At 71.9% G+C, this 22,687-nt stretch carries 16 protein-coding genes and 5 pseudogenes; 6 read left to right on the top strand and 15 right to left on the bottom strand.

Annotation, left to right across the window (positions count from 1 at the left end):
- Positions 1 to 536 (top strand): annotated as a pseudogene (locus PV721_RS25750) (hypothetical protein); the annotation flags it as partial.
- On the opposite strand, the gene PV721_RS25745 reads toward PV721_RS25750, so the two are convergent.
- The 10 genes and pseudogenes from PV721_RS25745 to PV721_RS25700 all read right to left on the bottom strand — a co-directional run bounded on the left by PV721_RS25745 (position 537) and on the right by PV721_RS25700 (position 12,792).
- Complete coding sequence (locus tag PV721_RS25745) at positions 537 to 2,891, bottom strand: bifunctional polysaccharide deacetylase/glycosyltransferase family 2 protein (RefSeq protein ID WP_319728139.1); 2,355 nt, start codon at positions 2,889 to 2,891, stop codon at positions 537 to 539.
- A gap of 100 nt (positions 2,892 to 2,991) precedes the next feature.
- A complete protein-coding gene (locus tag PV721_RS25740; RefSeq protein ID WP_319728135.1) occupies positions 2,992 to 3,546 on the bottom strand; it encodes a hypothetical protein in 555 nt (184 codons plus the stop codon).
- Positions 3,547 to 3,815: 269 nt separating this feature from the next.
- On the bottom strand, positions 3,816 to 4,541 hold the full coding sequence (locus PV721_RS25735) for an Asp/Glu racemase (protein ID WP_319728143.1): 726 nt from the start codon (positions 4,539 to 4,541) through the stop codon (positions 3,816 to 3,818).
- Positions 4,542 to 4,605: 64 nt separating this feature from the next.
- Complete coding sequence (locus tag PV721_RS25730; protein WP_319728133.1) at positions 4,606 to 5,535, bottom strand: fumarylacetoacetate hydrolase family protein; 930 nt, start codon at positions 5,533 to 5,535, stop codon at positions 4,606 to 4,608.
- A gap of 18 nt (positions 5,536 to 5,553) precedes the next feature.
- The gene (locus tag PV721_RS25725) at positions 5,554 to 6,672 is read right to left on the bottom strand and encodes a cupin domain-containing protein (RefSeq protein ID WP_319728132.1); all 1,119 of its coding nucleotides are present in this window, start codon (positions 6,670 to 6,672) and stop codon (positions 5,554 to 5,556) included.
- Complete coding sequence (locus tag PV721_RS25720) at positions 6,669 to 7,688, bottom strand: carbon-nitrogen hydrolase family protein (RefSeq protein WP_319728130.1); 1,020 nt, start codon at positions 7,686 to 7,688, stop codon at positions 6,669 to 6,671. The genes PV721_RS25725 and PV721_RS25720 overlap by 4 nt, the downstream gene beginning before the upstream one ends.
- Before the next feature lie 12 nt (positions 7,689 to 7,700).
- Positions 7,701 to 10,013 (bottom strand): FAD-dependent monooxygenase, encoded by a 2,313-nt coding sequence (locus PV721_RS25715; RefSeq protein WP_319728128.1) that lies wholly within the window; start codon positions 10,011 to 10,013, stop codon positions 7,701 to 7,703.
- A pseudogene (locus PV721_RS25710) lies at positions 9,995 to 10,396 on the bottom strand (acyl-CoA thioesterase); the annotation flags it as partial. The pseudogene PV721_RS25710 and the gene PV721_RS25715, both read right to left, overlap by 19 nt.
- Before the next feature lie 183 nt (positions 10,397 to 10,579).
- Positions 10,580 to 12,214: pseudogene (locus PV721_RS25705) on the bottom strand (AMP-binding protein); the annotation flags it as partial.
- Positions 12,215 to 12,351: 137 nt separating this feature from the next.
- The gene (locus PV721_RS25700; protein ID WP_319728127.1) at positions 12,352 to 12,792 is read right to left on the bottom strand and encodes an ATP-binding protein; all 441 of its coding nucleotides are present in this window, start codon (positions 12,790 to 12,792) and stop codon (positions 12,352 to 12,354) included.
- Positions 12,793 to 13,020: 228 nt separating this feature from the next.
- Between PV721_RS25700 and PV721_RS25695 the strand changes: the two are divergent.
- The 5 genes and pseudogenes from PV721_RS25695 to PV721_RS25675 all read left to right on the top strand — a co-directional run.
- Positions 13,021 to 13,794: pseudogene (locus tag PV721_RS25695) on the top strand (alpha/beta hydrolase fold domain-containing protein); the annotation flags it as partial.
- Positions 13,795 to 13,864: 70 nt separating this feature from the next.
- Positions 13,865 to 14,707, top strand: coding sequence for a phosphatase PAP2 family protein (locus tag PV721_RS25690; protein ID WP_319728125.1), 843 nt, complete (start codon positions 13,865 to 13,867; stop codon positions 14,705 to 14,707).
- Between the two features lie 222 nt (positions 14,708 to 14,929).
- Positions 14,930 to 15,724, top strand: a complete 795-nt coding sequence (locus PV721_RS25685; RefSeq protein ID WP_319728124.1) for an SMI1/KNR4 family protein — start codon at positions 14,930 to 14,932, stop codon at positions 15,722 to 15,724.
- A 242-nt stretch (positions 15,725 to 15,966) separates the two neighbouring features.
- Positions 15,967 to 16,975, top strand: a pseudogene (locus PV721_RS25680) (IS701 family transposase); the annotation flags it as partial.
- Between the two features lie 65 nt (positions 16,976 to 17,040).
- Positions 17,041 to 17,583 (top strand): GNAT family N-acetyltransferase, encoded by a 543-nt coding sequence (locus PV721_RS25675; protein ID WP_319728122.1) that lies wholly within the window; start codon positions 17,041 to 17,043, stop codon positions 17,581 to 17,583.
- Here the strand turns inward: PV721_RS25675 and PV721_RS25670 are convergent.
- The 5 genes from PV721_RS25670 to PV721_RS25650 form a co-directional block, all read right to left on the bottom strand.
- Positions 17,567 to 18,435, bottom strand: a protein-coding gene (locus tag PV721_RS25670) for an IS5 family transposase (RefSeq protein ID WP_319728121.1) whose coding sequence is annotated in 2 segments (ribosomal slippage) — positions 17,567 to 17,943 and positions 17,943 to 18,435 — 870 coding nt in all. Because the reading frame shifts where the segments join, the coding sequence is not laid out codon by codon here. The two genes, PV721_RS25675 and PV721_RS25670, sit on opposite strands and share 17 nt — an antisense overlap.
- A gap of 167 nt (positions 18,436 to 18,602) precedes the next feature.
- Positions 18,603 to 18,980: a hypothetical protein gene (locus PV721_RS25665; RefSeq protein ID WP_319728120.1), complete on the bottom strand. Its 378-nt coding sequence runs from the start codon at positions 18,978 to 18,980 to the stop codon at positions 18,603 to 18,605.
- A 179-nt stretch (positions 18,981 to 19,159) separates the two neighbouring features.
- Entirely contained in the window at positions 19,160 to 20,170 is a 1,011-nt protein-coding gene (locus PV721_RS25660; RefSeq protein WP_319728119.1) for a LacI family DNA-binding transcriptional regulator, read from the bottom strand.
- Positions 20,171 to 20,226: 56 nt separating this feature from the next.
- Positions 20,227 to 21,792, bottom strand: a complete 1,566-nt coding sequence (locus PV721_RS25655) for a carboxylesterase/lipase family protein (protein ID WP_319728117.1) — start codon at positions 21,790 to 21,792, stop codon at positions 20,227 to 20,229.
- A 122-nt stretch (positions 21,793 to 21,914) separates the two neighbouring features.
- The coding region (locus PV721_RS25650; protein WP_319728116.1) for a phosphatase PAP2 family protein at positions 21,915 to 22,687 on the bottom strand (773 nt) is incomplete at its 5' end.

The following is a 22,687-nucleotide window of genomic DNA, read 5'->3' as shown; positions in this document are numbered from 1 at the left end:
CCGTGGCGGGGGTCGTGGCGGGGCTCGGGATCGCGCTGGTGGCCGCCTCGCCCCAGGGCAACCGTACGGACGTGCCGCCCGCGCGGTGGGCGGTGGCCCTGACGGCCTGCGCGGTCGTCGTGGCCCTGCTGGCCATGGCCGGGCTGCGCCGCCCGCCCGGCCGCTCGCGGGCCGGCTGCCTCGGCGCGGCCACCGCCGTCTGCTACGCGCTCACCGCCGCCCTCATGAAGTCCGCGGTGCACGTCCTCGACGACGGCGGCATCGGGGCGTTCCTGACCGCCTGGGAGACGTACGCCTTCGGCGCGAGCGGGATCTGCGCCCTGCTGCTGCTCGAACACGCCATGCAGGGCGGGCCGCTGGTCGCCTCGCAGCCCGCGCTGACCCTCGGCGACGCGAGCATCAGCATCGCACTGGGGGTGGTCCTCTACGAGGAACACCTGCGGTCGGGCTGGTGGTTGCTCCCCCAGGTGCTGGGCATCGCCCTGATCTGCGCGGGGGTACTGGCCCTCGCGCGGGCCGGGGACGGCGCGCCCTGACTACAGGTCGCGGTGCACCTGGGAGGGCCAGATGTGGTCCTGCGGGCTGTGCGGGATCGGTGCCGAGGGGTGGGGCGCCCAGCCGGGTTCCGCCTCGTAGCCGCCGTGCGGCTCCGCCGCGGGACCGTCCCAAGCCCCGGCGGCCTGCGGCGCCCAGGGCGCGGGCGGGCGGCCGTACGGAGGGTCGGAGGGCCGGGACGGCAGCGCGGTCAGCGGCTCGGAGGGGGTGGCGGGTACCTGCAGGCTGCCGTAGCGCTCCATCCGCTGCCAGCGCAGTCGGGAGCCGGCGACGGCGGTGAAGACGGACTGGATCACCACCAGGTACATGAGCTGGCGGTAGACGAACTGTTGCAGCGGCAGGCTCCACAGCGGGCCCGGCCGCTCCCCGTCCAGTCGGAACGCGTACAGGCCCATCAGGACCTGGAGGAGCAGGAACGCCGTCCACAGGCCGAGGATGCGCAGGGGGTCGAGGAAGACCAGGCCGTAGACGGCGAAGACGTCCACGACGGGAGCGAGCAGGGGCAGCAGGACCTGGAACATCAGCAGGTAGACCAGACCGCGTCGCCCGAGCTTGCCGGCCTGCCCCCGCTGGGCGAGGGCGCCCCGGTGCTTCCACATGGCCTGGAGGGTTCCGTAGCACCACCTGTAGCGCTGCTTCCACAGGGCACCGAGCGAGGCGGGCGCTTCCGTCCAGGCCTTGGCCCGCTCCTCGTAGACGACGCGCCAGCCGTCCCGGCACAGGGCCATGGTGAGGTCGGTGTCCTCGGCCAGGGTGGTCTCGCTGACACCGCCGACCCGCAGCAGTGCCTCGCGGCGGAACGCGCCGACGGCGCCGGGCACGGTGGGCATGCACTCGGCGAGGTCGAACAGGCGGCGGTCGAGGTTGAAGCCGACGACGTACTCGATGTGCTGCCAGCGTCCGAGCAGCCCTCCCCGGTTGACCACCTTGGCGTTGCCGGAGACCGCGCCCACCCGGCGGTGGGCGAAGGGCTGGACGAGCATGCGCACGGCGTCCGGTTCGAAGACGGTGTCGCCGTCGACCATGACGAGCAGATTGCAGGAGGCGGCCGCGATACCCGTGTTGAGGGCGGCCGGCTTTCCGGCGTTCTGCTGCCGGATGACCCGTACGCCGGGCAGCCTGAGGGCCTCGACGATGTCGGCCGTGCCGTCCGTGGAGCCGTCGTCGACGACGATGACCTCGAGTTGGTGGTCGGAGGCCACGAGGGAGCGGACTGCCGCCTCGATGCCGGCGCTCTCGTTGTAGGCGGGGACGATGACGCTCACGGGTTCGGTGACCGGAGCGCCCCAGGGCTTGCGGCGCATCCGTACGTGCCGGCGTGCGGCCACGAAGACGGCGACCGCACGCAGCAGGCTGATCGCGCCCGCCGCCCACAGCAGCCACGAGAGGGCTTCGAGGATCCAGTCGCTGGTACGGATCGCGGTGATCAGGGCGAGGCCCTGCCACCGGTCGGTGGTCGCGGCGGGCTGCACGGCACCGCGGAGGGCGACCGCATCGCCCACCGTGGCGAACGTCCAGCCGGCGGCCTTCAGCCGTGGCACGAGCTCTTCGAGCGCGGCGACCGTCTGCGTGCGGTCTCCGCCCGCATCGTGCAGGAGCACGATCTGCCCGGCGGTGTCCTTGGGGGTGGCGCCGGCGACGATCCGTTCCACGCCCGGGCGTCGCCAGTCCTCGCTGTCCAGGGTCGTCAGGACGGTCAGGTACCCCTCCTGCCCGGCCTGGACGACGGCGCTCCAGTCGGCGTCGTCGAGCGCCTTGCCGGTGGAGGAGTACGGCGGGCGCAGCAGCGGGGTGGTGACGCCGGTGGCGCCGGCGATGACGAGCTGGGTCTCGCGCAGTTCCAGGGAACGCCGCCAGGGGGACGCGGCGCCGAGATCGGTGTGGGTGAAGCTGTGCAGGCCGATCTGGTGGCCCTCGTCGACGATCCGGCGGGCGAGGTCGGGATTTTCGGCGACCCGGGTGCCGACGGTGAAGAAGGTCGCGGGCACGGCGTTGCGGCGCAGCACGTCGAGGATCTTCGGGGTCCAGACGGGGTCGGGGCCGTCGTCGAAGGTCAGAGCGATCGTGCGGGCCGCCGGGGCGGCGGTGCGGCCGGCCTTCCCCTCGATCACCGGCCCGCCGGAGCTGATCTCCGCCGGTACGGACGTCCCCGGACCCTGCTCACGGTGAGCCCCGTCGGGGGTGGAGTCGAACAGGTGCTGGGTGTAGCCCTGGAGGAGCAGCGCCGCCGAAAGGGTGAGCACGAGGGTGGTCAGCAACAGCCAGTGGGTGCGCAGGGGGACGTTGCGTACGGTGCTGTGCCTGCCGTGGGGGCGGCGGCGACGGTTCTTCGACAAGGGGTGGGACTTCCTGCCTGCTGCGTGGGGCGGTGCGGTGCCGGCTGCCTGCACTGTGCCGGGCCTGTCCGGCGTGACGGACGTGACGGACGTGGCCGGCTCAGGGACGGCCGGTGGGCTTGCCGCCACCCTGGCCGGGGGGCGCGGTGACGCGGCCGCGGCCGCCGCCGGGAGGCGACGGAGCGGGGTCTGCGGGTCCGGTCGCGGCCTTCGTCGGGCCCTGTCCGGTGCTGGGCGTCCCCATGTCGGTCACGGTCGTGGCGGCCGGGGAGGGTGCGGCGCCGCTGCGCGAGGCTGCCGGGGCGGGGCGTGTGCCGCTGCTCGCCGGACCACGGGTGGAGGGGCCGGCGGTGCCGGCCCCTGCCGTGCCCCCGGGCACGGGGGTGTGCGGAGCCTGGGCGGAGGGCAGGAAAGGCGACTGGAAGGTGGGGCCGCCCAGCAAGGTGCTCATGAGCAGCACGACATAGGCGACGGCCGGTACCACCAGCAGGTAGCCCCAGCGACGCACCCGGCGCTGTCTGCGCCCCGACGTGTCGACGAAGACGGGGGCCTCGGCGGCGGGGACCGGCGGCACCTGCGCCGTGCCGTACGCACCGACATCGCCGGGGAAGAGCTCCATCGTGTCCTGATCCGGGATGCCGAAGGGTGGGTGCATGCGTGGTGGCCTCTGGGATCTGGAAGCGGAGCGACTGATGCCGGGGGGCCCGCTCGAGAGGGCACCCCATGCCCTTCAGCGCTGGAACCACCTCTCGTGTCACTCCCGGTGCCGAACCGGTCCCTTTCCGTACGGTGCCGACCGGGATGCCCCGGTCGTCACCGATCCACCCGCTCCGCCCCGCTTGACCGGACGGACGGGCCCTTCGTCCCGAAGGACCCGTCCGTCCCGACGCACACGCTGCCGCCGCTGCGCGAGGGAGTGCGGGGCTATGCCGGCAGGGGGGCCCTCGCGTACTTGCCCGACAGCAGGTGGCCCGCCCCGGGAGCCACCGCGTCCAGGTCCAGGGCGCGCAGGAGCTGGTGGGCGGTGCAGACGGCCGCGGAGACGACCGGCTTGCCCAGGAGCTGTTCGGCCTCCTCGATGGCGCCCAGGGACGGCATCTGCACGCAGGCCGAGAGCACGACGGCGTCGGCGTCCGAGTACTCCAGCGCCCGGGCGAGGCCTGGCAGCCGGGCCGGGTCGTGGGCGGCGACGTCGAGGTTGTCCGGGATTTCGAGGGCCTCGTAGTCGAGGACTTCGATGCCCTCGTGCGTGAGGTAGTCCACGACGGTCCGCGTGAGCGGGCGCATGTAGGGGGCCAGGAGCGCGATCTTCTTGGCGCCGATGGTGTGCAGTCCGTGGACGAGGGCTCCGGCGCTGGTGACGACCGGGGCGGGTGCCCCGTTCTCGGCGGTGCAGGTGTGCAGCCGCTGCTCCGCGGTCCGGTGGTAGCCGAGGCCCATGCTCATGATGGCGACGAGGCAGGCGTAGCCGAGTACGTCGACCCGGGCGTCGGACAGTTCCACGGCGCAGCGGTCGGAGTCCGCGTCCATGGCCCTGAGCTGCTCCGGGGTCACGTGGGTCATGCGCATCCGGCTGGAGTGGAAGGTGAAGCGCTCGTCGGGGGCGACGGCCTGGCGGGCCCGGAGGATGGCCGGGACCTCGGTTTCCATGGTGACGTTCGAGCTCGGCACGATCTGGCCGATGCGGTAGGTGCGGGGTGCCACGGGGTGCTCCTCAGCGGGCGTCGACGACGGGGTTGGTCAGGGTGCCGATCAGTTCGACGGTGGCCTCCACCGTGTCACCGGGGGTGAGGAACTCGGGCGGGACCATGCCGGCGCCGACGCCGGAGGGCGAGCCCGTCGCGATGACGTCGCCGGGTTCCAGGGTCATGCCGGAGCTGATGTCGGCGATGAGGCGGGCGATCGGGAAGAGCATGTGCCGCGTGTTCGACTTCTGCTTGGTGACGCCGTTGACGCGCAGCGAGAGGTCGAGGGCCATGGGGTCGTGGATCTCGTCCCGGGTCACGATCACCGGGCCGAAGGGGGCGTAGGAGTCCTGACCCTTGGAGAAGAACCACTGGCCGGAGCGGCGCTGGTCGCGGGCGCTGATGTCGTTGACGATGCTGAAGCCGAAGACGTGGTCGTACGCCTCCTCCTCGCTCACCCGGTGGGCGGTGCGGCCGATGACGACGGCGAGTTCGCATTCCCAGTCCAGCTGGGTGGTCAGGTCGGCGTTGTGCAGGATCGGCTGGCCCGGTCCGGTGACGGCGGTGGCGGGCTTGCCGAAGAGGACCGGGCGCGGCGGCAGGTCCTTGTCGGTGTCGAGGCTGCGGCTGGACTCCTCGACGTGCTCGATGTAATTGAGGCCGACGCCGATGATCTTGCCGGGGCGCAGCGGGGCGCGCAGGGTCACGTCCTCCCGCCGGTGGACGGCGCCGGCGGGCCATCCGGCGGGGTCGGCGGCGAGCAGCTGCCGGGCCGCTTCCTCCGCGGCCGGACCGGCCTGGACGAAGGACAGCACGTCCTGCGGGAGCCGCACGCCGGCGTGGTCGGCCAGGACGGCAAGGTCGAGGACGACGCCGTCGGCCTCGACTCCCAGGCGTTCGGCCGCTCCGGTGGCTTCGGTGGTTCCGTTGGTTCCGTTGATGAAGGTCAGCAAGCGCATGCTGGGGCTCCTCGTGGGTCAGGCGGCGGTGACGGGCTGGTGCCCGCCGTTGTCGGCGTACGCCTCTTCCCGGTGGAAACCGAGCGAGCGCATGACGGGGAAGTCGTTGAAGGAGAAGAGGCAGGCGTCCTCGGCCGGGTCGAGGTTGTGGTGCTCGTGCCAGGCCCAGGAGGGGACGCAGAAGATGTCGCCCTGCTTCCACTCGAAGCGCCGTCCGGCGATCACCGAGAATCCGCGGCCCTTGGCGGCCGTGTAGATCACCGAGCCGGTGTGGCGGTGGGCGAGGGTGGCCTGGCCGGGGCGCAGCAGCTGCATGTGGGCGCCCATGGTGGGCATGACCGGGCCGCCCGTCACCGGGTTGGTGTACTCGGCGATGACCCCGTCGTAGGGGGAGCCCTCGGTGGCCTCGGCGAGTCCCCGCAGCGCCTCGTAGGTGGGCTCCCAGGGGTAGGCGAGCAGCGGGGAGTACGGCCGGGTCCACTTCTCCACCCCGTACGGCAAGAGGTTCGCTCCGTAGGTCAGGACCGAGGAATTGATCACCTTCCCCGGGGTCTGGTACAGGTCCGGGTGCACCTCGTAGAACCCGGCGTCCAGGGCGTTGACCAGCGGGATGTCGAGTCCGTCCTGCCAGATGACGGGGCCGTCCTCGGCGTCGTTGCCGTGCTCGTGCCAGGTGCCGTTCGGGGTGATGGCGAAGTCGCGGGGGCCCACCTTCAGCTTCTGGCCGTCGACGATCGTCCAGGCACCGGTGCCCTCGTGGACGAAGCGGAGGGCGGCTGCCTGGTGGCGGTGGGCGGTCATGGCCTCGCCGGGTCCCATGATCTGCAGGCCGGTGTAGAGGAGCCCCGCCGCGGCGCTGACGTCCTTGCGGCCCGGGTTGACGAGCATGACGACGCGGCGGCCGGCGTCGTCGCCCTTGACGAGGCCGAGGGCCCTGAGGACGTGGGGGCGCAGCTCGTCGTAGCGCCACAGCACGGGCACGGAGCGGGGCTGCGGGTACCAGGGCTCGATGTCGTTGGCCACGGTCCACAGGGCGCCGGCGTCGAGGGCGCCGAGCTCTTCGTAGTACGCGGTGAGTTCGGGGGTGTCGGACACCCGGGCGCGGCCGAGCACGGTGTCGTCCTGCTCGATGGTCATACGTCCTCCTCAGGGGCGGCGGTGTCGGTGAAGGGGGCCGGGGGCACGGTGAAGGTCACGGGCGGCCGGGGGCGGTTGTCGACTTCGAGGCGGAAGATGTCGAAGCGGTTGTAGTGGCCGGTGATGTCGTGCATCTGCTTGGGCTGGATGCACCGGGCGAGGTCGATCTCGCCGTAGACGATCCCCTCGTCGTCCACGAGGGGTTCGGTGACCGGGCGGCCGTCTGGGCCGAAGATGCCGGACAGTGCGCTGCGGGGACGGGTGAACTGCTTGCGCAGCTCCTCGTCGTCCCCGGCGAGCACGTCGACGATCTCCGGGGAGACGGTGGAGCAGGCGACGACGGAGAAGACCTTGCCCTCGAAGCTGTGGGCGGCGGTGCGGACGGCGATGGCGTCGGCCATGTCGTAGTCGGCGGGGGCGACGGGCAGGGCGATGTAGCAGGAGGCGTGGACGAGTTCGCCCTGCGCGAGGAGGGTGAAGCGGGCCAGGGTGTTGGTGTTCTCGCCGCAGGCGAGCGCGCCGAGGGGGCCGACGGGTGTGTCGTGGACGACGAGCGAGCTGCCGTCCCCGCCGGTCCAGGTGAGCTTCTCGGCCCAGGTCGGCACCAGTTTGCGGTGGACGCCGAGGAGGGCGCCGTCGGGTCCGATGGTCAGCAGCGTGTTGTAGAGGACGCCGAGGCTGTGCGGGGCGCGCTCGTTGACCCCGATGACGAGGACGATGCCGTGCTGGCGGGCCGCCGCGCGCAGGGCGTCGACGTGCGGCCCGGGGATGTCGACGGAGGACCGCTGGAGGCGCTCGAACCAGGGGGAGCCCTGGACCGGGTTCATCGTCCAGTTCCAGTAGGGGTAGCCGGGGACGAACACCTCGGGGAAGACGACGAGTTCGGCTCCGTGGGCCGCGGCCTCGGCGATCAGGGCGACGGCCTTGTCGACGGTGGCGGCGGGGTCGAGGTAGACGGGTGCGGCCTGGACGGCGGCCGCCGTGAAACGGGGCAGGTTCGCCCTGTCCATGGGCATGGGAACCTCCGGTTATCGCGGGACGGGAGCGGGCGCCGGGGCGGCGGCGCGCGGCAGCCAGCGGCGGTGGGCGGACGCGGCGGGCTGCCGCAGGAGTTCGAGGCGGGGCGGGATCCGGTCGGTGCGGGCCGACGGGGGCCGGCCGCTGCCCGCCCGCCAGGCCCGCGCCCAGGGTGCGGCGGGGCCCTGGTAGCCCTGGGCCGCGGCGGCGTGCAGGGTCCACAGCGGGTCGTGGATCTGCGCGCGGCCGACGCCGCACAGGTCCGCCCGGCCGGCCAGGATGATCGAGTTCACGTCGTCGTAGGTGGAGATCGCGCCGACGGCGATGGTGGGGACCCCGGTGGCGTTGCGGATGAGGTCGGCGTAGGGGGTCTGGTAGCTGCGGCCGTAGCGGGGACGCTCGTGGGAGACGACCTCGCCGGTGGAGACGTCGATCGCGTCGGCGCCCGCCTCGGCGAGCGCGCGGGCGATCGCGACCGCGTCGGCCTCGCTGGTGCCGCCCTCGGCCCAGTCGGCGGCGGAGATCCGCACCAGCAGCGCCTTGCCGGCCGGCCACACTTCCCGTACGGCACTCAGCACTTCGAGCGGCAGCCGCAGCCGGCCCTCGAGGTCGCCGCCGTACTCGTCGGTCCGCCGGTTGGTCAGCGGGGACAGGAAGCCGGAGAGCAAGTGGCCGTGCCCGTACTGGAGTTCCAGCACGTCGAAGCCGGCCCGGTCGGCGCGCCGGGCCGCGCTCACGAAGTCCCGTACGAGAGCGTCCATGTCGGCCCGGTCGGCCTGGCGCGGCACCGGGCTCCGCTCGTCCCAGGCCAGCGCGGAGGCGGCGAAGGGCTGCCGGTCGTGCGCGGCCGCCCGGCGTCCGGCGTGCGTGAGCTGGATGCCGAGGCAGGTGTCGGACTGGCCGTGGACGAAGTCGGTGATGCGCCGCCAGGCCGCTTCCTGTTCGTCGTTCCACAGCCCGGGGCAGCCGGGGGTGGCCCGGCCGTCGGCGCTGACGGCCGTCATCCCGGCGAGGACCAGGCCGGCGCCGCCGAGGGCCTGCGTACTGAGGTGGACGAGGTCGAAGTCGCCGGGGAGGCCTTCGCGCGCGGTGTGCAGAGCGGTGGGCGGGACGACGACCCGGTTGCGCAGCAGCAGTCCGCCGAGCGGGTAGGGCCGGAACATCGGCGGCACGGTCGAGGAGCGGTTGACCGCGGTGGTGAACTTCTCGTCGCGCACGCGCAGGTTGTCGTAGGTGACGCGGCGGCTGCGGGTCAGGAGGTTGAAGGCGAACTGGTGCGGGTCCTGGCCGGTGTAGCGGTCGATGTGCTCGAACCACTCCAGGCTGGCCTGGGCGGCGCGCTGGGTGGACTCCACCACCGGCCTGCGCTCCTCCTCGTACGCGGCGAGCGCGGTCGGCACGTCCGGGTGTTCGTGCAGGCTGGCGGCGAGGACGAGGGCGTCCTCCATGGCGAGCTTGGTGCCGGAGCCGATGGAGAAGTGCGCGGTGTGGGCGGCGTCCCCGAGGAGGACGACGTTCTCGTGGCGCCAGGTGCGGTTGCGGACCGTGGTGAAGCGGAGCCACTTGGAGTTGTTGGGGAGGAGCCGGTGGCCGTCGAGGTGGTCCGCGAGGAGTTCCTCGCAGCGCCGGATGCTGTCCTCGTCGCTGGTGCCCGGCGGGTGGTCGAGGGCGGCGAACTCCTCGAAGCCTGCGCGCCGCCACGCCTCCTCCTCCATCTCCACGATGAAGGTGGAGCGGGTGGCGTCGTAGGGGTACGCGTGCACCTGGAGGGTGCCGAAGTCGTGCTCGTCGACGATGAAGGTGAACGCTTCGAAGACCTTGTCCGTGCCCAGCCACATGTAGCGGCCGGTGCGCTCGTCGAGGTCGGTGCCGAAGGTGTCGGCGTAGGCGGCGCGGGTGGCCGACCGTACGCCGTCGCACGCCACCACCAGGTCGTACGACGCGGCGAGTTCGGCGGCGGGCGGGGCCTGGGTGCGGTAGCGGACGTCCACCGCCAGGGCGGCGCAGCGCTCCTGGAGGATCCGCAGCAGGTGCCGGCGGCCGAGGGCGGCGAAGCCGTGGCCGCCCGAGGTGAGGGTGGTGCCCCGGTAGCGGACGTCGACGTCGGCCCAGCGGGCGAACTCGGCGGACATGGCCGCGTGGATCTCGCGGTCGGCCTGGGCGATGCCGTCGAGCGTCTCGTCGGAGAAGACGACCCCGAAGCCGAAGGTGTCGTCGGGGGCGTTGCGTTCCCAGACGGTGATCTCCCAGTGCGGGGAGAGCTGCTTGGCGAGGGCCGCGAAGTACAGTCCGCCGGGCCCTCCTCCTATGACTGCGACGCGCACGCCGTACCTCCTGGTGATGGCGCGGATTCCGCGCCGGTGGTGAGCAGTTCGGGTTCCTGCGGCCCTGCCGTGCCCAGCCGTTCCCGTACGTCGGCGGGCCAGGGGGTCGAGCCGGTCGCGTGGGCGGCCGAGTGGGCGATGACCATGCGGCCCGTGGCCGCCTCCACGCCCTGTTCGCCGCGCACGGTGAAGGCGTAGTGCAGGGAGGCCGAGCCGACCTTGGTGACCTTCAGCTCGGTGCGCACCGCGTCCCCGAACCAGAGCCGGGCCCCGTAGTCGGCCTCGAAGTGGACCCGGGGCGTGCTGCCGAACAGGTGGGACAGGCCGAGGCGGTGGAGCAGGACGGCCTCGGCCGCCTCGACCCAGCGCACGACGGTGGAGTGGTGGTAGTGGCCGGCGGCGTCGGTGTCGGTCCATTCGACGCGGCGTTCGACGACGACGCTGGGCGGCGGGGGCGAGGGTGCGGACGGCGGCGCGGCCGGGGCCGGGGCCGCCGGGGCGGGTGCCGTCAGGGCGGGTGCCGTCAGGGCGGGTGCCGCCGGGGCCGGAGCCGCCGCTTCGGAGAGGGCGCGCTCGCGCAGTGCGCCGCGCCGGAGCTTCCCGGTGCCGGTGCGCGGGAGTTCCGTGACGAATTCGACGGCGCGCGGGTACTTGTACGGGGCGATCGTCTGCTTGACGTGGGCCTGGAGCTCACGGACGGTCCCCTCCGCCGCCGGGACACCGGTGCCCAGGACGACGTAGGCCTTGACGACCATGCCGCGCCGCGTGTCCGGGGCCCCGACGACCGCGCACTCCTCGACGTAGGGGTGGGTGGCGAGGGCCTTCTCCACCTCGGGGCCCGCGATGTTGTAGCCGGAGGAGACGATCATGTCGTCGCTGCGGGCGACGTACCAGAAGTAGCCCTCCGCGTCGCGGATGTAGGTGTCGCCGGTGATGTTCCAGCCGTTCCTGACGTACGAGGCCTGGCGCGGGTCCGCGAGGTAGCGGCAGCCGGTCGGGCCGGTGACCGCCAGCAGGCCGGGCTGACCGTCGGGGACGGGATCGCCGTGCTCGTCGACGACGGCGGCGCGGTAGCCGGGAACGGGGCGGCCGGTGGAGCCGGGCCGGATGTCCTCGTCGGCCGCGGAGATGAAGACGTGCAGCATCTCGGTGGCGCCGATGCCGTCGATGATGCGCAGCCCGGTGGCGGCGTGGAACGCGTGCCAGACCGCGGCCGGCAGCGCTTCCCCGGCGGACACGCAGCGGCGCAGCCCGGCCAGCCGGTCCACCACCCCGGCCTCCATGATCGCGCGGTAGGCCGTGGGCGCGGTGAACAGCACGGTCACGCCGTGGGCCGCGACGAGTTCGGCCAGTTGCAGCGGGGCCGCCTGCTCGATCAGCAGGGTGGCGGCCCCGACGTAGAGGGGGAACACCACCAGTCCGCCGAGCCCGAAGGTGAAGGCGAGCGGCGGTGTGCCGGTGAAGACGTCGTCCGGGCGGGGCTTGAGGACGTGCCGGGAGAAGGTGTCGGCGTTGGCGAGCACGTCGCGGTGGAAGTGCAGGGTCGCCTTGGGGCGGCCGGTCGTGCCGGAGGTGAAGGCGATCAGCGCCACGTCGTCCGCGGCGGTGGCCACGGTGTCGAACCGGCCGTCCTTGGCCGCGCAGCGTGCGGTCAGGTCCGTCGGTCCGGGGCCGCCGTAGGTGAGGACGGGCAGCTCCGGCAGTTCCTGCGGGGCCGCCCCGCCGGGGCGGCGGGCCGGGTCGAGCTCGTCGGCGTAGCGGTGGTCGCACACGGCGAGCAGGGGCCGGCTGATGTCGGTGAGCTCGGCGAGCTCGGACGCGCGCAGCATCGGCATGGTGGTGACGGCGACCCCGCCGGCCTTCAGGACCCCGAACCACGCGGCGACGAGCCACGGGTTGTTGGGGCCGCGCAGCAGGACGCGGTTGCCGGGCACGAGGCCGAAGTCCTCGGTGAGGACCTGGGCGACCTGGTTGGCGCGGTGCTGCAGTGCGCCGTAGGTCCAGCGCTCGGTCGGGGTGAGCAGACAGGGGCGGTCGGGGCCCAGCCGTTCGACGGCGGCGTCGAGCAGGCGCTGAGCGCAGTTGAGCCGGTCCGGGTAGTCCAACTCCGGGAGGTCGAAGCGGAGTTCGGGCCAGAGAGCGAAGGGCGGCAGCCGGTCCCGACAGAAGGAATCGGCATGCGCGGAAGGGGAGAGCTCCATGGGGCGGCACCTCAATCAGGGAGCAGCGGGGAGATGGAGAGCAAGATATGTCGAATATTTGGCGTCCGTCAACATCTCGCGATATTCGAGGAGCGGGGCAGCGGTGCACACCTCCGGACCCTCCCCCGCCCACCGACTCAGACCGCGGGAATGCACACGCGGACCGACTTCCCGAACTCATGCGCCCCGACGGAGAGTTCGCCGCCCAGCTCGGCCGTCAGCAGCTGCACGATCAGCAGCCCGCGGCCGTCTTCGGACTCCGGGTCGACCTCGGCGCGCGGAGCGGGCAGCCGCGGCAGGCCGGCGCCCCGATCGGTGACCTCCAGCCGGAGCCAGCCCCCGCCGACGGCCACGCCGACCCGCATCCGGCCGGCTCCCGCGTGCCGGACGACGTTGCCGACGAGTTCACTGACGGCCAGCAGCAGGACGTCGACCGCGTCGCAGGGCACCCGCCACCCCTCGAGGGCGTCGCGCACGCGGGCCCTGATCTGCGGGACGCTCGCGGCGACGGGGTCGGCGACCCACTGGACGAGGCTCCGCACCGCAGGAGGAGCGGGAGTGGCGGCGGTGGTGAGCATGACGTGCTCCCGGAGGGGAAGGCGGCGCGTCCACTGCTACGTCACGTGTAACTGCTCCAGAAGTCAGAACGCCCCTGGGCTTGTAGTCAGCGGAAATGCGTCGCTAGAGTCGTGATTACACGTGTAACAAGCTACGCCTGCCCCGGTGACTCGCGCAAGCATTTCGGACATACGACGCGAAGCCTGCACGCCGCCCCCGCCGGGACCGCCGCATTTGGAAGGGCCGCAATGACGCAATCTCCTCCCACCGAATTCGATCTCGCCGACATGACCTGGCCGCCCCCGCCGTACCGGTCCCCCGTGGCGCCCGTGACGGGCGCGGACGGCGTCCGCCGCTTCGACGGGGTCACCTACGCGACCACCCCCGGCTACCGGCCCCGCCTGCTCGACGTCCAGGTGCCCGCGGGCGAAGGACCGTTCCCGGCGGTCGTCTGGATCCACGGCGGCGGCTGGCTGGACGGCGACCGCCGCTACCCGCCGCCGACCGTGCCCGCCGCGCTCCTGCACGGGGCGGTACTGGCGGCCGGGCTCGCGTTCGTCTCCATCGACTACCGGCACAGCCTCGAAGCGCCCTTCCCGGCCCAGTTGCACGACGTGAAGGCCGCGATCCGCTACGTCCGCACGTTCGCCGGCACCCTCGGCATCGACCCGGACCGGATCGGCGTCTGGGGCGAGTCCGCGGGCGGTCACCTGGCGGCGCTCGCCGGCCTCGTCGGCCCCGGCAGCCCGCAGGCCGCGGCACTCGAGGGCACGCACGGCGTCGGCTCCGGCGACACCGGCCTCCTCGCGGTCGTCGACTGGTACGGCGTCTCCGACCTGGTCGCCCTGGCCGCGCACCCCATGCCGGCCATGCCGTCCGGGACGGAGTTCCCCGATCCCTACGAGGCGCTGCTGGGCGCCTCCGTGGCCGAGGACCCGGAGGCCGCCCGGACCGCGAGCCCGGTCACGTACGCCGCGGACTCGACCCCGCCGCCGTTCCTGCTGGTGCACGGAACCCGGGACGACCTCGCCCCCGGCTCCCTTCAGAGCACACACGGCCGCGGGCGTTCCCGCGGCCGCGAGAGGCACAGCCATGCCCGGCACTCCGGTCACCACCCCGTACGACAGACCCGACGGCCCCCGCGCAGCCGCCCGCCGCGCCGGGCCCGGGGCATCTTCGCGCCGCGGCCGCGGCATCCTCGTCGCGGCCCTCCTGCTCCTGACGGCCGCCGTGGCGCCAGCCCTCGTGGTCCGCTCCGACGTCACGCATCCGCCCTTCCAGGGGCTGGACGAACGCTGGCTGGTCTGGATGGGCGGTCCCCACGAGGGCCCGTACCTGGCCGCCGCCACGGCGCTGGACTGGTTCGGCGGCCCGGTAGGCGCCGTCATCCCGCTCACGCTGCTGGCCGTGCTGCTCGTCCGCAGGCGCTGGGCGTCGGCCGGCTACCTGCTCGCCGGCTACCTCGGCGGCAACATGCTCGTCGTGCAGGGGCTCAAGCACCTGGTGGACCGGCCGCGACCGGCCGACCCCCTGGTCCGTGTCGACCACGGCTCCTTCCCGTCCGGCCACGCGGCCACGGCGGCGCTCCTCGTCGTCACCGTCGGCGTGCTCCTGGTCCCCGCCGCCCGCCGGCGGGCCTGGTGGTTCGGGGGCGCGGCCTTCGCCCTGGCCATGATGTGGAGCCGCACCTGGCTGCACGCGCACTGGCTCACCGACACGGTGGCCGGTGCCGCCGCGGGCGCGGGCGCGGGCCTGCTGGTGTGGTGGCTCTTCCAGCCGGCCCTCGCCCGGGAACGCGTACGTGTCCACGACCGTCGGGGGGCGGCCGCGGGCACGGGCTCGGGCTCGGGCTCGGGCTCGGGCACGGGCACGGGCACGGGCTCGGGCTCGGGCACGGGCACGGGCTCGGGCTCGGTGGTGACCGACGGCGGATGACCGCCCGAGGTCCGCGCCTCGCGCCTGGTACTCCAGCTGTAGCTCGTGATCTTGCTGGCGGGACCGCTGCGGGGCCGCGTACGGCCACCGTTGATCATCGTTGCGTAAAGACAGAAGATCAGGTGGTGGCCGTAAGTCACGGCGTGGACCCTGCCCGCTGGCAGGAAACATTCGAAGGCTTGAGGGGCCGCATTGTCAGTGCCGTGCGCTTCACTGTCCGCCATGGAGCTCACGCAAGCGCACGTCAACGATCTGCTGGCCCGACTCGGCCCCGGGAACAGCTACATGTACCTGCCCGGCGATCTGGACCTGCAGGACCTGACCGACCTACTCGAAGGCAGGTATGGCGCCCCGCGCACCCTCATCCTCGATGGCTTCACCGATCCGACGGTCGACGATTCCAGGGGGGCGGCTCTCATCATCCCCTTCGAGGACCGAGCCGTGATGCTACGGGCGTGGGCGTACGGGGATCAGTGGGTTGGCACGGGGACGGCGCGGGACGCCGAAGGGACCGAGCGGTCGGTGCTGGTAATCGCTCCCAGAGAGGTGCCCAAACCCTTGGGGGTCGCTCCGGACGAGGACGAGGACATCGACTGGATGGAGCGGCTCAGACTGATCACCGGCTGGACACAGTCCGACCAGCGGCCGGACATGGACTGGGCGGAGATGGAGTCCCGCCTGGGGACCGCGCTGCCGAGCGACTACAAGCACATGGTCCAGACGTTCGGCAAGGGCGCCTTCGACGGATTCCTGGACCTGAACCAGGAGCCGTGGACGGATCTCAGGGAGGACGGCCTGCTCATCTGGGCAGGCACGGAGCACGAGAACCTGTATTGCTGGAGGGCCGACGGCGGCGATCCCGACCGTTGGCCTGTCGTGGTCCGGTCCTTCGACGGTGAGGACGTCGCCTTCGACTGCCAAGCCGCTGAGTTCGTCTGCCGCATCCTCATCGATCCGCATCACCCGTTCACAATGGCCCGCTTTTTCGATACTCACTGGTTCATGAACTACGGGTGAAGCGACTGACCAAGCCCTGCTGGCCACGGCATCCACAGCGCGGTTGGCGGTGCCTTCGGGGAACAGGGCGGAAGCACTCACCTGCCACGGCAGACTCGCCAAATCGTGATCCTGCTGGCGGGGTCGCTGCGGGAACGGGTACGGCCACCGTTGATCATCGTTGCGTGAAGACAGAAGATCAGGCGGTGGCCGTAAGTCACGGCGTGGACCCCGCCCGCTGGCAGGAAACATTCGAGGGCCTGATAAGCCGCATCGCGGGCCGTTTCGCTCGTGTTGAGCCCAGGCGCCGGGTCGGGCGGCTGGTGCTCGGACTGCTGTCGGACCTGCCGCGCAAAAACTGCTGGACGATCGCGGAGTTGGCCGGGGAGGCCAGCCCGCACGGCATGCAACATCTGCTGTGCCGGGCCTCCTGGGATGCCGACGCCGTCCGCGACGACGTGCGCGAATACGTCATCGAGCACCTCCACGACGAGGCGGCAGTGCTGGTCGTCGACGAGACCGGCGACGTGAAGAAGGGCACCACACGGTCGGGGTCCAGCGCCAGTACACCTGAACGGCCGGGCGGATCGAGAACTCCCAGGTCGCCGTCTACCTCGTCTACGCCGGCGAGCGGGACACGCGGCGGTGGACCGGGAGCTGTACATCCCGCGCTCTTGGACAAGCGCCCCGGACCGCTGCCGGGCAGCGGGGGTCGGCGGCGACACCGTCTTCGCGACCAAGCCGGAACTGGCCCGCACGATGATCGAACGCTTCCTGGACGCCGGACATCACGGGGGCTGGGTCACCGGTGACGAGGTCTACGGCAGCAACCCGAAACTGCGCAGGGCTCTGGAGGAACGCGGCATCGGTTATGTCCTCGCGGTGGCCTGTTCGGCCGAAGAGGCCACCGGTGCGGGCACGTTCCGCGCCGACGCCCTGGTGAAGAAGGTGCCGAAGCGTGCCTGGCAGAAACTTTCGGCTGGACGCGGTGCGAAGGGACAGCGGTTCTACGACTGGGCCGTCATCGATCTCACCGAGGCAGCGCCGGGCAGCCGCCAGCTCCTGATCCGCCGCAACCGCACCACCGGCGAACTCGCCTACTACCGCTGCCTCTCACCCCAGCCGGTGCCGCTGACCGAGCTCGTGCGGGTAGCCGGATCCAGATGGCGTGTGGAAGAGACCTTCCAAACCGAGAAAGGGCTGGCCGGACTCGATGAGCACCAAGTCCGCCGCTACCCCTCCTGGACCCGCTGGGTCACCCTCGCGATGCTAGGGCGTGTATCGAAAGTGCCTGGTGGGGATGGCGGAGAGCCCGTTTTGTGATCCAGAATGATTGGATGGTCACGCTTGAGACTCCCCGATTGATCCTGCGTCGCTGGCGCGAGGAAGACGTTGCGCCCATGGCTGCCATCAATGCCGACGCCGAGGTCATGCGGTGGATCCGTGACAGCAGCGTCCGTGACGAACAGCAGACTCGCGGCGGGATCCAGGCTTGGGAGAGCGAGTGGGAGTCACGGGGCTTCGGCCTGTTCGCCGTGGAGATCCGGTCTACTGGCGAGCTGGCCGGGTTCACCGGCCTTTCGGTGCCCGACTTCTTGCCGGAGGTACTGCCGGCGGTGGAGGTCGGCTGGCGGCTGGGACGTTCCCACTGGGGGCAGGGCTTGGCCACCGAGGCCGCTGCGGCCGCTGTACGGTTCGGGTTCGAAGAGCGAGGGCTGGAGCGGATCGTCAGCATCACTCAAGTGGGCAACGACGCCTCCGAACGGATCATGACCAAACTTGGGATGCATCCGGTCCGTGAGACCGTCAATCCCACTGGCGGTCGGCGAGTTCGGGTGTTCGAGTTGTCGTCGGACCAGTACGTCACAACCACTCGTTGATGGCGGCAACGAGGACGGTAGCCTCGTAGCGGACCGCGAGCTTGTCGTACCTGGTGGCGACGGCACGGTGCCTCTTGAGACGGTTGATGCCGCACTCGACCGCGTGCCGGTCCTTGTAGTCCTGTGGGTCGAACTTCGGTGGCCGGCCACCGCTGGACCCGCGCTTCCTACGGTTGCGGACCTGGTCGGCCTTGTCCGGAATGGTGCAGCGGATTCCCCTGCGGCGCAGGTAGGCGCGGTTCTTCCGGCAGGCGTACGCCTTGTCAGCCCGCACGCGGTCGGGGCAGACGCGCGGCCGACCCGGCCCTATGCGGGGCACACGGACCTTCTCCAGCACCCGTTCGAACTGCGGCGAGTCCCCCACTGCCCTGCCGTCACCACGATCGACATGGGCGTCTGACCCTGCTCGACAGCCAAGTGCAGCTTGGTCGTGAACCCGCCGCGCGAACGCCCCAGCCCGTGATCATCGGGCTCGGTGAAGACACCGCCCGGTGGTTCCTTCTGCAGGTCACCCCGCTTGCGGGCCCCGGCCGCATGCTGATGGGCACGGCACACGGTGGAGTCGACGCTCAGGTCCCACACGATCGCGCCCTTCGCATCGGCCTGGGCCTGGAGCCGGGTGAGAACCTGGTGCCAGGTGCCGTCTCGCTGCCACCGGCGAAACAGGTCGTAGATCCGGCCCCACGGCCCGTACTCGACGGGGACGTCCCGCCATGGCACGCCGGTGCGGACCCGGAACCGTATGCCGTCGATCAGCTGCCGCCGGGAGGCCCGCGGCCGCCCCACCGTCATCCTCTTCGGCAACAACGGCTGTACCGCCCACTGCTCATCCGTGAGATCTCCCCGCCCCATGAACCGAGATCATCCACAACTCAAGATCCACTTTCGATACACGACCTAGTAGGCAGCGAAGCGCCCCGTGTCCCCACAGCAGATGCGGGCGCCACGGGGCGCTTTCCGTCTTCCGTCTTGCTTCTTGCGTCTCGTCTTGCGTCCTTCGACCGGCCGCGGCGCCGCCCTCACACCGCGAGCGGGAAACCGGCGGTCCGCCTCCTGTTGCTCTTGAGACCCTGAATGCCGCGGACGTGGTGGACCACCGCGTAGATCTCCTCGCCACCGGACTCGGTACCGAGCTGATCGCGGGTGCGCAGGATGGAGAACGTTCGTGTCTCCTCGGTCGACCGCGGGAAGAAGAACCTGGGTTCCAGGTCGAACAGGTGGTCGCCGCCGGAGACCGCGCCCTTGTCGCTCTCGAACAGCGCAACGCTGTCGAACCAGCCCTCCGGGAACAGCAGTTCATCCGGCGTGTAGAAGATGGTGTACGAAACCTGGATCTCTATAGATCCGGCGCCCGTGTCGACGATCCCGATGGTGGGCGTGTCCTTGTAACCAGACATGGTGAATTCCTTCGTCGAGAAACAGCGGGATGACTTCCGGCCGCAGTGCCGGCGGGATGCTGTTTCGATCCGTGATCCCAGTAGGCCCCGGGGCGGGCCGTCGGTCACGTCGCTGGAATTCGTCGCTTGACAGCGCGGCCCGTGGCTGCGGCGCGCCTGCGAACCCGGGCGGCCCTCGCTCAGGAAGTCAGGCGGGGCACCAGGACGGCTTCCACGGCCGGGACCGGCGCAGCCGTGCCCGTCTCGATCAGCTCGTGCAGGGCGCCCGCGATCTGCGCCGCCGACGGCATGTCCAGCCGGACCGTGGTGAGCGCGGGCTGCTGGAGTGCGGAGAGGACCAGGTCGTCACAGCCGACGAGGGCGACGTCGTCCGGTACGACGATGCCCTCGGCCTGGAGCGCGTGCAGCAGCAGCGCGGCGTATTCGTCGTTGTACGTGAAGACGGAGTCCAGCCCGAGGCTGCGCCAGCGACGGGCGAGAGCGCTCGCGGACTCCCGCGTGTAGGCCAGTTCCACCGGGGTCACGGTCGCCATGTGCCGGGCCGCGACCGACTCGGCGCCCGCGAGGCGCGGCTGCGCAAGGGTGCCGAGGCCCCTCTCCTGGGGCATGACCACGCCGATCCTGGTCCGACCGCGCTCGATGAGGTGCTCGGCCGCAGTGGCGCCGATGCGGGTGTGGTCGAAGCCGATGGTGTGCACGCCCTCGACGGGGTGGGACGCGAAGGCTAGCAGGCCGCGCACTCCGGCGCGGGCCAGCAGCTCGGCCGCCTGGGGGGTGAAGCGGTCCCCGTCCAGGGCGACGACGGCCGCGGGTCGCAGCTCGGCCCAGGCGCGGGCGGCGTCGACGGGGTCGGCGAAGCGGCCCGCGTGGAGCACGGCCGTGTAGCCGAGGCGGTCCAGCTCGCTGTGCAGGTCGTCGACCCAGTCGCTGACGAGACGGCCGATCGCGGAGATCGACGAGGGCATCAGGACGAGGTTGCTGCGGCCGGCGCGCAGGGACCGGGCGGCGGCGTGCGGGACGTAGCCGAGCTGCCGCGCCGCGTCGAGCACCCGGTCCCGGGTACCCGCGCTGACCCGGTGGCCCTGGGTGTCGTTGAGGACGAAGGAGACCGTGGCGCGCGACACCCCGGCGAGGCGGGCCACGTCGGCACTGGTGATCGACGCGGGGACGGCGTGTGTGTCCTTGGCCATGACGTCCCTCGATGCTCCTACTGCGCTGCTTGCTCCTTCCTTTCAGGTTACACGAGTTAGGTCAACGGAGCGGAGGCGTGCGCAGACGTGCGGGCGGGGCCGTGCAGGAGCCGGGAGGCGCCCGCGAGGTCGCCGAGCGCGATGACCACGGAGTCGAAACGCATCGTGGTGCGCGCGTCGCTGTCGTACGGCTGCCAGTGCGGCAGGTCCGGATGGTTCGGGTCGCCGGTGCGGACGAAGGCGATCCAGGCACGGTGCATGGCGTACGCGAGGCCGTCGCGGACGGCGGGAGCCAGTCCGGCCAGGAACGGGGCGTGCGCCCACTGGTCGAAGTTGTCGAAGACGAAGGGGAGTTCGAGGCAGTGCGCGGCTCCGAGGCGGCCGTCGTAGGCGGGGGTGGGCAGGTCGAACTGGTAGGCCCAGACGGGGTGGCCCGATGCGGCCCTGGCCTCGGCCAGCCGGACGGCGGGGACCCGGAAGAGCTCGTCGGTGATGAGGTCCATCAGCACGCCGGCCGGACTCGCGCCGGGCCGGGCGCGCTCGTACGCCGCGTACACGTCGGCGGCGGCTTCGGTCCCGAAGGTCTCGGCGATCCGGTCGGTCACCTGCTCCCGGGTCGCGGCGGCGTACCCCTCGTCGAGGGCGAACCCGAAATTGGCCTCTTCCCTCGTCCAGCCGATTATGACGTCGATGCCGGTCGCCGCACCGGTCGCCAGGGCCTGCGCCGGGTGGCTGCGGAGGGTGACCCCGTCGATCACGGGCAGGAAGGGCGTGGGCCAGTACCCCCACCGCATCGTCTGCGCGAAGAGTCCGGCGGCCGCCCCGATCAGCTCCTGCCAGGGCAGGGTGCGCAGCTCGGCCAAGTCCTTGGCGCCGGCCAGCTCCAGGTATGCGGCGGTGCGCTCCAGGTAGGCGTCCGGGGCGGGGAGATCCAGGCCGAAGGGCGGGCTCTGCAGGATCACCCGCCGGATCAGCCCCCGGGTCTCGGGGTGTCCGGCGAGGGCGGCGGTGGACACCGCGCCGCCCGACTGCCCGGCGACCGTGATGAGGTCCGGGTCGCCGCCGAAGGAGGCGATGTTCTCCTTCACCCAGCGCAGGGCGGCGAGCTGGTCGGAGAGCCAATGGTTCCCGCCTTCACCGTCCCCGCCCTCACCGGTGTAGAGGTAACCCAGCGGCCCGATCCGGTAGTTGATGCTCACGACGACGAGATCGCCATCGCGTGCGAAAGTCTCGCCGGAGTAGCCGGGCAGCGAGCCGGAGCCGGACACGAAGCCGCCGCCGTGGATCCAGACGAGCACCGGGCGGCGGGCGCCGTCGACGGCGGGCGTCCAGACGTTGAGGGTGAGGCAGTCCTCGTCGAAGGGCGGCGACCCGTGCCCGCCGAGGACCGGATCGCCGCCTTCCCGGTACATCTGCGGTGCGCTCGGGCCGTCGACGGTGGCGTCCCGCGTGCCACTCCAGCCGGCGTGCGGCTGCGCGGGCCGCCACCGCAGGTCGCCGACCGGAGGTGCGGCGTAGGGAACAGCCCGGAAGACGGCGATCCCGTGCTCGGTCGCGCCGCGCAGGCGCCCTGCGGGGACGTCCACCACGGTCGTCTGGTCCTGACCTGGGGAGTGGGGCATGAGCCGTTCCTTCCTGAGTGCAGCGCACCGGATGCGCGGGTACAGGGAGATTATGGCGTGAATTTAACGCCCGTCAACGCTGCACTATATCTCGAGGCCCCTTCCGGGTCCGGGGTGGCGCCTCACAGCCACAGACTGTCCGAGGCCATCCGCTCCGCCTCGACGTCGAGCAACGGCTTGAAGACCCGCCACAGCACGAGGCAGGCTCCCGCGCCGAGGAGGACGCCGGCGAAGGTGTCGCTGAGCCACTGGGCGTGCAGCCAGGTGCGGCTCCCCATCATGGCGAGGACGTACGAGGCCCCGACCGCCCACCACCAGCGTCGCGCACGCGGCGGCAACACCACCACCGCGACCACGATCACGAGCGTCACCGCACTGAATACCTGGCCGGAGGGGTACGAGCCGTCGTTGACCAGGACCCACGGGTGCGGCGGACGCGGACGGTCGGCCAGCTGCTTGAGCGGCAGGACGAGGAAGACGTTGGTGACGACGGCCGCCGAGAGGACGTACAGCCCCGAGCGCCAGCGTCCGTAGACGCAGAGGCAGCCGATCAGCGCGAGCGGCAGGACCAGGCCGAACGGGCCGCCGAGCCGATCGAGGAAGAGGGCGACCCCGCCGAGCCCGTCCGATCCGCCGGATTCCTCGGCGGAGGAATCGTTCACCGAGGCGGCCCAGCGGTCGTCGAGCTCCTGGAAGAAGGGCTGCTGGTCCACCCGCAGCAGCAACGCGACGACGAGCGCGAGGAGCAGCAGGCCGACCCCGAGGGCGAGCGCGTGGCGCGGCGGCGCGGGGGGAGGTCTCGCGTCGCGAGACCGGCGTGGGCCCGTGTGGTGCAAGTGGTGCGCGAAGAGCCCTCCGGCCAGGGAGTTCCTGCGAGTTGGGGCACGCGGAGGGC

The organism is Streptomyces sp. MB09-01, from assembly GCF_033794505.1.
Taxonomy (GTDB): Bacteria; Actinomycetota; Actinomycetes; order Streptomycetales; family Streptomycetaceae; genus Streptomyces.
This window is presented reverse-complemented; position numbering and strand designations above follow the sequence as displayed.

Bases quoted from the DNA above. Each gene is read 5' to 3' on its own strand.
- PV721_RS25740 (WP_319728135.1), bottom strand. From the start codon at position 3,546: ATGCACCCACCCTTCGGCATCCCGGATCAGGACACGATGGAGCTCTTC.
- PV721_RS25735 (WP_319728143.1), bottom strand. From the start codon at position 4,541: ATGGAAACCGAGGTCCCGGCCATCCTCCGGGCCCGCCAGGCCGTCGCC.
- PV721_RS25730 (WP_319728133.1), bottom strand. From the start codon at position 5,535: ATGCGCTTGCTGACCTTCATCAACGGAACCAACGGAACCACCGAAGCC.
- PV721_RS25725 (WP_319728132.1), bottom strand. From the start codon at position 6,672: ATGACCATCGAGCAGGACGACACCGTGCTCGGCCGCGCCCGGGTGTCC.
- PV721_RS25720 (WP_319728130.1), bottom strand. From the start codon at position 7,688: ATGCCCATGGACAGGGCGAACCTGCCCCGTTTCACGGCGGCCGCCGTC.
- PV721_RS25700 (WP_319728127.1), bottom strand. From the start codon at position 12,792: ATGCTCACCACCGCCGCCACTCCCGCTCCTCCTGCGGTGCGGAGCCTC.
- PV721_RS25690 (WP_319728125.1), top strand. From the start codon at position 13,865: ATGCCCGGCACTCCGGTCACCACCCCGTACGACAGACCCGACGGCCCC.
- PV721_RS25685 (WP_319728124.1), top strand. From the start codon at position 14,930: ATGGAGCTCACGCAAGCGCACGTCAACGATCTGCTGGCCCGACTCGGC.
- PV721_RS25675 (WP_319728122.1), top strand. From the start codon at position 17,041: ATGGTCACGCTTGAGACTCCCCGATTGATCCTGCGTCGCTGGCGCGAG.
- PV721_RS25665 (WP_319728120.1), bottom strand. From the start codon at position 18,980: ATGTCTGGTTACAAGGACACGCCCACCATCGGGATCGTCGACACGGGC.
- PV721_RS25660 (WP_319728119.1), bottom strand. From the start codon at position 20,170: ATGGCCAAGGACACACACGCCGTCCCCGCGTCGATCACCAGTGCCGAC.
- PV721_RS25655 (WP_319728117.1), bottom strand. From the start codon at position 21,792: ATGCCCCACTCCCCAGGTCAGGACCAGACGACCGTGGTGGACGTCCCC.